The following is an 8,028-nucleotide window of genomic DNA, read 5'->3' on the forward strand; positions in this document are numbered from 1 at the left end:
TTAAGATAGTTCTTTAATTTATCTCTATCAACTTTTCTTGGCTTAGTTCCTTTAACTTGGTGATTAAGATCACCTGTTTTTTCTTTTAGTTTTAGCCATTGATAAATGGTGTTGCGTGAGATTTGGAAAACAGCAGATGCTTCAGAAATACTGCCAGTTTTGTCACAGTATGCGAGAACTTTTTTACGAAAATCTAGTGAATATGCCATAAAAACATGATATCACAAGTGTATTGTTTTTACTTCATTTTACTATAACAGTATACTGGAGAACTGATAATCTCGGTAGATACCTCGTTATGGCGCGCTTACTTTGAAAACTTTAAAAAACGGATTTACCTTGCTTTGAACACAACAAAAGAGAGAACCAATCTGATTCTCTCTCGGTGTTAGCTATAAGTCAACCCACTACAGTTGACAATGAGCCCCCAAAAATAGCTTTTGATAATGAAGAATACGAGTATGCAATACCAATAAGGATATAGAATAAAGCGATAGCAGCTATAAATGTGTCGTGCTCTACTACGAGAGTAAAAGTAAAACAGTTCGGTTTTCTTGAAAAAAATGAGAAGAATAGCTACTTTAATTCAAGACAAAATAGAAGGAAGAAGATAATATTAAGGATTTGTTACTTTTGATAACTACAAAAAACGGAGCAATTTTATCTGACAAGACTTATTCATCGGTTTTTCGAGTCTTGTAAGCATCAGAAATGCTGTTTTAGAACTTTTTTGATGCTTTAAATCATATCTATTCTATGAACGAAAATAAACAAAAATTGATCCATTCTGGTCACTAAGTACCTCAGTATCACAAAACCCTACTTAATCTTAAAATCAATTGAGTATGCTTTTATAATTAAATATTAATCTAAAAACAATGGAATCTAATATTTAATAAAATTTAGCAATAGATTTTTAAAAGGCATCCAAATGGTGAGATCGAATAATAAGAATGGGGGGACTGCTAAACAGTTGAAATTAAAAATTTATTTAAAATAAACCTTTGCAATCATCTTTGATACGCGTTTAACATTTCTTAAAGTGACTTCTTTTTTCATTGCCTCTTCCAAACTATTTGCAGATTGTTGAATTGAAAAAGAGGCTAGCAATAAATCTTCCATTATGTCTAAGTCCTTCACCAGTAATTACTAAATCTGCATAGCGAATGTAGGAATCCAAGTCTATCAGTTCAGATAACAATTTAAACCCCGATTCTAATTTTCCACCTAAGCAAAGTAGGGCACCTCCAATTCCACCAGCTGCTCCAGCTCCTCTTGTATTTTGGATATCATGTCCAGTTTTCTTTTGAATATCATCAGCTAAGCTCTTTGCTTTGGCGTCTAAAAACTCGATTTGTTCTTCACTACCTCCTTTTTGAATTCCAAAAAATCTAGAAAATCCTAATTCTCCTGAAAAAGGGTTAGTCACATCTGCCATTCCTACAATTTCAATACTCGGAAACTTCTCAAGATTTGAAAGATCTATACTATCATAATCTAATAATGATTTCACATCCGCTCCAAGCCCCCTTAATAATCCTAGACCTCCGTCCGAACAGCCACTCCCTCCTAAAGCAACAACGATTCTTTTGACATTTCGTGATTTGGCATCCAACATTAGTTTGGCTAATCCAAAACTCGATGATTTTATGAAAGTTTCCCTATTGGGAACAATCTTATCAATACCAACAACTTGAACCACTTCTATATAGGCAGTATTTTTTACCAAGAGATATTCGGCAATTATATCTTGCCCCATTAAATCTACTGTCTCCACAGAAATTAATGAACCACCAATGTTTGAATGGATTGCTGATAGGGTTCCTTCCCCTCCATCCGCGATTCCAACCATTTTTATCTCCAATTCAGGAAAAGTCGTATGGAGACTCTCTTTTACTGCATAATTAAGTTCCAAACTGGTCGCTGAATTTTTATAAGAATCGATAGCAATGACAACTTTTTTTCATGATAAAATAACTCTCCATTTTTTATAAATGAAAGGATGTCACCTTATCTAGAGGGCATCCTTCTTTTCTTAAATTCTCACTGTAACAACCTGATTAGATTTTATATTCCCATCAAAGTGATAATCTTTGATTATTTCTTTTAAAGAGTATAGAGTGTAATCATCTTTTTCTGAAAGACTAAGGAATGCATCATCTTTTGTTGGATTAAAAAATCTAGCAAGTATTTCATTGGAGTTCTCGGCTTTCTTGACAGTCGATAACTGAAGTCTTTTATTATTCATTTCAAAAAGAGAAAATAAATAAGGAGTAACTTGCTTACTTGGATTAAGTTTCATCGCGTGGTAAGGCATCTGATTATAGGTTTCTACAGGTGTTATATATTCTTTTTCATCCTGAACAAGCGTTTCCGGAATCTCCGAAATTGTCATTGCTAAATCAATTGTTAACTTTCCTAATAATTGTGAGTCTGGAGTTGGTAGTTTGATCCCTGAAGGTCTACCAGGTCTTCTCAATAGTTCTTCTTTTCCTAAAACACCTACAGACCGTAACAAAGTAATTGCAATTGTATCTGATTCTTCCCCAATAATTTCGTACTCTCGACTGGATCTCGTTATTACGGCAACAGAAGAAGAATGTGATTGCAAACTAACTGAGCTTAAGAATGGATATATAGAATCAGGTCGTTCATCCCAACCCTCAGATTCCCAATATGCCATTGCTTCGTCCTGAACATTGCGACAAATAGTTCCAAATTGGGTACTAGCATAACTTACTGATGCAGAGATACCTGTTGGTACTAACATTCTCAATCTATGATCTTTTGCTCTATTGTCAATAGTAACTTGCACTTCAATTAGTCGCGATTTTTTGGCTACGTTTAAAATTAAATAGACTGGAACTTTGACAGTCTCATTACTTCTCTTTCGTTCACTAGTCAATTCTTTAGGTAATTCAAAATCATAAGAGCTTTTAAGAACAAATTCATGTTCAAATTCTATTATTTCTGTTTGTGAACGAACATTTCCTATACTCGACAAAGGAGTCTCATTTTCTAACGGAGAAAAATCATATTCATCTCCATCATCAGCCGTATCATCTAAGCTAAATACGTTTCGATAAATCTTTTTACTTGTCTTGTCGATAATAGTAACAGTTCCATCATTATTTGCTGTAATGTTATAGATTTCCGTATTAATCTGTTTACATATAGTACCGGCTATTGATGTGCTTTCTCCTTCTTTGATAAATATAACTTCGTATCCCATCGCAGGAAGATTACGAGAAAACTCAATTTCATATTCAAAGAAAGGTTCATAATTGCCGTAGTGAACAATTTGACGATCGACCAATCCCGGATCAATTTCTTTTACTGATTTTATAACAAAATCGACAGAATGACCTTCTGAATCACATAAACTTATTCCTTTCATACGAGTTATTACAACTGTATTAACTATCCTAACTTTACTATAAGGGAGAAAGTTAAAAATACCCAATTTATCAAAGTCTTCGTTATTTGGGGTTGCTTCAACTATTTTACGTTTATAAAAATCAATGAGACGATCTACTCTTTCTTCGGCCTCGAAATAACGTGCTTTGATTTCTTGATGAACTTTATCTGAGCAACACGCTCCCATAGAATCATGTGCATGATTTTTTAATAAAAGTTTCCAAATAATTTCTAATAATCCATGTTCATAACTAAAACCTAAAGAGTACGCTATCGACATCAGTGGCTCTAATGTATTAGTTATTTTGTTTTCAATCCTAGTATTTAGTATTTTTAAATCTTGTCGAGTAGCAAAAATTGACCTATGAACGCGTTGGTATTTGCCGTCTAAAAACTCCCCCTTTACTGTTGCTAAGCCTTCATTTTTTGAGATTTCTTCAAAAACATTTTCATATTTACTTAAGAAGAACTCTCTTTCTGGATAAAGTTTACGCAACTCATCTAAAATCTCAAAAATATTTTGCTGAATAGGCATTTGATCGTGTCCATTTGGAATGAGCAGTGTTTCTCCCGTTGCACCTTTGTCCAATACTTGAAAATAAGTTTCCATTCTTTTTTTCAGAGCTTTAGGATCAGTTGGTAAATATTTACCTATAGCATATCCCAAAGGCAACAATTGAACTAGAACTTTAGACCCATCATCTGATTCCCAATAAAATTCTGTTTTATCAGTACCTACACGTTCAGAAACACCACGCCAAAAAATAGAATATTTAATATCAAACTGATTTAAAATCATTGGTAACTGGCTAGTTTGGCCGAATGAATCCGGGAGGTATCCTATTGCCATTGGCTGCCCAAGAGAAATCGAGTCCTTATAGCCATAAAGTAAATTTCGCGTAATTGACTCGGATCCAACAGTCATTTCATCTGTTTGAGAAACCCATGGACCTATAATAAGTCTTCCATTTTGTATAAGTTTTTTTACACGACTTTTGTTTTCAGGTTTAACTTGAAAATAATCTTCTAAAATGGCCGTTTGACCATCCAAAATATAATTGGGATAATCAGGATTACTCTCCAACATATCCATGATTTCTTCCATATTGTTTACAAGTAATATTTGACTTTCTTCAGTTGAAAAGTACCATTCTCTATCCCAATGCATGTGGGGAACGACATGTACTCGTTTCTTAAAATCCATCCAAATACTCCTTTCCAAGTAGCACTGAGTAATCTTATTTTTTAAGTTTCTTCTGACGACTTACTATTAAAAGTCCTGTCGAAACAGCCGCACCAATTATAGCTGCACCAAACCATATACCTGCAGCAAATACTTTACTAGATGTTGATTGTAGCAAGGCAAGCGAGAAAATACCTGCACCTGGAACGTTCAATCCAATATTAGCTGAAGCAACAATTGCACCTGTAACCATCGAACCAATTACAAACGAACCTAAAACCCTAACAGGGTCATTCATTGCAACAGGTATTGCACCCTCGGTAATTCCAGCTAAACCTAAAATCCAAGTTTGTCCTCCAATTTCTCTTTCCTCTGGTGTCCAAATAGTTTTCTTCAAAATTGTTGCTGCAGTAAGAGAGAAAGCTGAAACCATTTTAACTGAAGCGAAGATAGCATATGGAATGAAATTTCCTGAGGCCATTGCTCCAATACAGAAAGCATAAGCTGCTTTATTAACCGGCCCACCTAAATCGAAACTAACCATAGCTCCGATCAATGCCCCCAGAATAATTGGACTTGAATTTTGAGTGTTTTCTAGAAATGTTAACAAACTGCTATTCAACCATGCAACTGGTTTACCAAAAATAAATAACATTATTAAAGCTGTAATTAATGTACCAACGACAGGATAAACCCAGAATGTTACAAAACCTTTGAGAACTCCAGAAGTTTTGACATGTTCTTTCATCCATTTCATTAGAAAACCAGCCACTAAACCTCCAAGCATGGCACCTAAGAATCCAGAATTAATCGTTGTTGCAGCCAGACCAGCAGCAAAGCCTGGAGCTAGTCCTGGTTTATCAGCAATGGAATATGCCATGTAACCAGCTAGGATTGGAGGCATCAAAACTGATAGCATACTTCCCCCTAAACCTTTTAGTAAAAATAGCCAGAATGTATTGGCAGATCCATCAGTCGGTGCAGCCATTAAATCTTGAAGCCCAAAAATCTGTGTCAACATCACAGCGATTGCTCCAATCATACCACCAGCGATGATAATAGGTATAATATGTGAGATTCCTGTTAGTATAGAATCTTTAACAATCGTCCAAAAATCTTGTTTAGCATTAGAAATTTCTTCTGCTATATTAATAGATTGCGGAGTATAGTTTTGAGATTTTTCAATTAGCGAGTGAATAATTTTATCAGCATGTTTTAGAGGCTCAGATACTTTCACATCAACTTGAGGTAAGTTATTAAATCTATGCAAGTCCTTTAAAGCTACATCATGTGCAAGAATAATTCCAATTGCACTTTTAGCTTCTTGTGACGTAATCTTATCGTCAACTCCATTAGCACCTTGTTTTTCAACTTTGACAAGATATCCTAATTCTTTTGCTTTTTTTGTTATAGCTTCAGCAGCCATATAAGTATGAGCGATTCCTGCTGCACAAGCAGTTATCCCTAAAATCAATCCTTTTGAGTTTTCGACTAATTCTTCACCTTCTAGATTCTTTTGTGAGTCATTGTCCAAAATCTTCAAAACGTCTGACTCATTCTTTGCAGTCTTAAGTTGATTAAGATAGTTTTGATCACCTAATCTTGTAGCAAGCTCCGATAAAATTGAGAGATGATCATTACCATTATCAGTATCAGGAATAGCTAGAACAAAAATTGTATCAACTTTGTTTTGAGGGTCCAAAGAATGATAAGCTTCCGCAGATAAAGGAGATAATAAGCGAATCACTGAAAAAAAGGGTTTAATAACAGTAGTACTTTTTCCATGAGGAATCGCTAGGCCATTTTCAAAGCCAGTTGTTCCCATATTTTCTCTTTCATTAAGCGCTTTTTTAAATATGGTCGCAGAACTAACAACTCCCTGTTTTTCAAATTCTTGAGATACAAATTCAAAGATTTGATCTTTCGTCACAAACTGTTGATTAAGGAAAATAAGATTTTCAGACGTATTTTGAGATAATTTCATAAAAGTACGCTCCCTTTGTTTTATTTATAAATATTATAACAAGAAAAGTAAGCGGTTTCATTTTTTTTGGAAATTTACTCTTAAATTCTATAATCTAAAGAAATTTCTGTGTAATTTTACACAAAAACCGATCACTCCCGACCAGTCTTTAATTCTAGAAATAAGTGAAAAAGTCGATTTAACACAATCATTATAGGAGTCTTATCTGTAATATCGTAACCATCTATATTTTCTTCTTTTAAGTAACAATACAACGAGATATCAGCAATTTGCGACAAAGAATTTTTTGTCATACCAGTTAACGATATTACTGTTTGATTTTTAGATTTAGCTTTTTTAGCAAGTTTGATAGTTTCTTTAGACTCACCTGAAAGGCTTACAAAAAAGAATGCTTCGTCTTTGGCCAACCCAATTTTTTGATTTACCGTATTAGGGTACTCTAAAAAATTAAATTTTGGGTCAAAAGCATAGAAATTGTTTGTACAAATCTTTGTCAATTCTCCAGTTTGTCCAACAGCAAAAAATGTGACTGCTTTAGATTTTTTAAAAACTGTGATGCATTTTTTTAAACGTTTGTCATCAATGGACTTTATCGTTTCAAAAATATAACTATCTGTTTCTAAATAGACTTGAGATTTTTTTGATAATAATTCTTGCTTAAGATTATTTTTCAAATCCACAAACCCTTCATAACCTAATTTATGGCATAAACGCGTAAGGGTATTTGGCACAGTATAAAACTGATCAGCCAAAGCTGTTATTTTTTGCCGAGAAACTTCTTCTTTATTTTTTTCAATATAATTGACAATCATATCTTCCAAATCAGTCAAATTATTTTCCACGTTTAGTACACGATCATTAAATTTCATCTTTTACTCTCATATTTTCTTATCATATAGATTATGTTATATTATCTATCAAAATTTTGCTTTTGTCTTAAATTTCATAGAAATTTTGACGAGCATTAATATACTACTTTTGACATGAATTTTTTTAAAACTGTAAACTTTCTGGGCTAAATTCCAAGTCAAGTCCAATAAGTTCATTGCAATATCGGATGGTACAGCTTAACAATTATTTATTATTTTATTAAGTTAGATCCTTATTAATTGTCAAAACTTATATTGATACTATATATCAAAATTTTTAGAATAAATAAAAGGACTAGGTGTTATTTCGTATCGAGCCTTTGATAAAGAAATGGCTAAACAATTCACATATATGATTAGGAAATAATAGATTAAGAATTGTTTTAGGGAAGAAGACTATCCTAAAACTTTTCTTTTTCATAATCTCCTAAACAAGTCCAATTCGGACTTGTTTTTTGGCTCATTGTCAACTGTAGTGGGTAAATTCCCCTCGGAGATTATGGAGTCTTTTTGAATGTAGAAAAAAGTCCCATATGACTTATAATGAAAAGCGACAAAACTATCATTAGAAAGAC

Annotated in this window: 5 protein-coding genes; all 5 read right to left on the minus strand. The window is 33.4% G+C overall.

Annotated elements, in window-relative coordinates; genetic code table 11:
• Positions 1 to 209: IS630 transposase-related protein (locus A3IA_RS0107790; protein WP_018380769.1), on the minus strand; the 209-nt coding region annotated here is incomplete at its 3' end.
• 863 nt (positions 210 to 1,072) lie between these two features.
• Positions 1,073 to 1,915: a glycerate kinase gene (locus A3IA_RS11990; protein ID WP_244862337.1), complete on the minus strand. Its 843-nt coding sequence runs from the start codon at positions 1,913 to 1,915 to the stop codon at positions 1,073 to 1,075.
• 120 nt (positions 1,916 to 2,035) lie between these two features.
• On the minus strand, positions 2,036 to 4,621 hold the full coding sequence (locus tag A3IA_RS0107800; RefSeq protein WP_018380771.1) for a glycoside hydrolase family 38 N-terminal domain-containing protein: 2,586 nt from the start codon (positions 4,619 to 4,621) through the stop codon (positions 2,036 to 2,038).
• Positions 4,622 to 4,655: 34 nt separating this feature from the next.
• A complete protein-coding gene (gene mngA, locus A3IA_RS0107805; RefSeq protein ID WP_018380772.1) occupies positions 4,656 to 6,584 on the minus strand; it encodes a PTS 2-O-a-mannosyl-D-glycerate transporter subunit IIABC in 1,929 nt (642 codons plus the stop codon).
• Between the two features lie 131 nt (positions 6,585 to 6,715).
• The gene (locus A3IA_RS0107810) at positions 6,716 to 7,453 is read right to left on the minus strand and encodes a MurR/RpiR family transcriptional regulator (RefSeq protein WP_018380773.1); all 738 of its coding nucleotides are present in this window, start codon (positions 7,451 to 7,453) and stop codon (positions 6,716 to 6,718) included.
• Between the last annotated feature and the right edge of the window lie 575 nt (positions 7,454 to 8,028).

The sequence above is a fragment of the Streptococcus thoraltensis DSM 12221 genome (assembly GCF_000380145.1).
GTDB lineage: Bacteria > Bacillota > Bacilli > Lactobacillales > Streptococcaceae > Streptococcus > Streptococcus thoraltensis.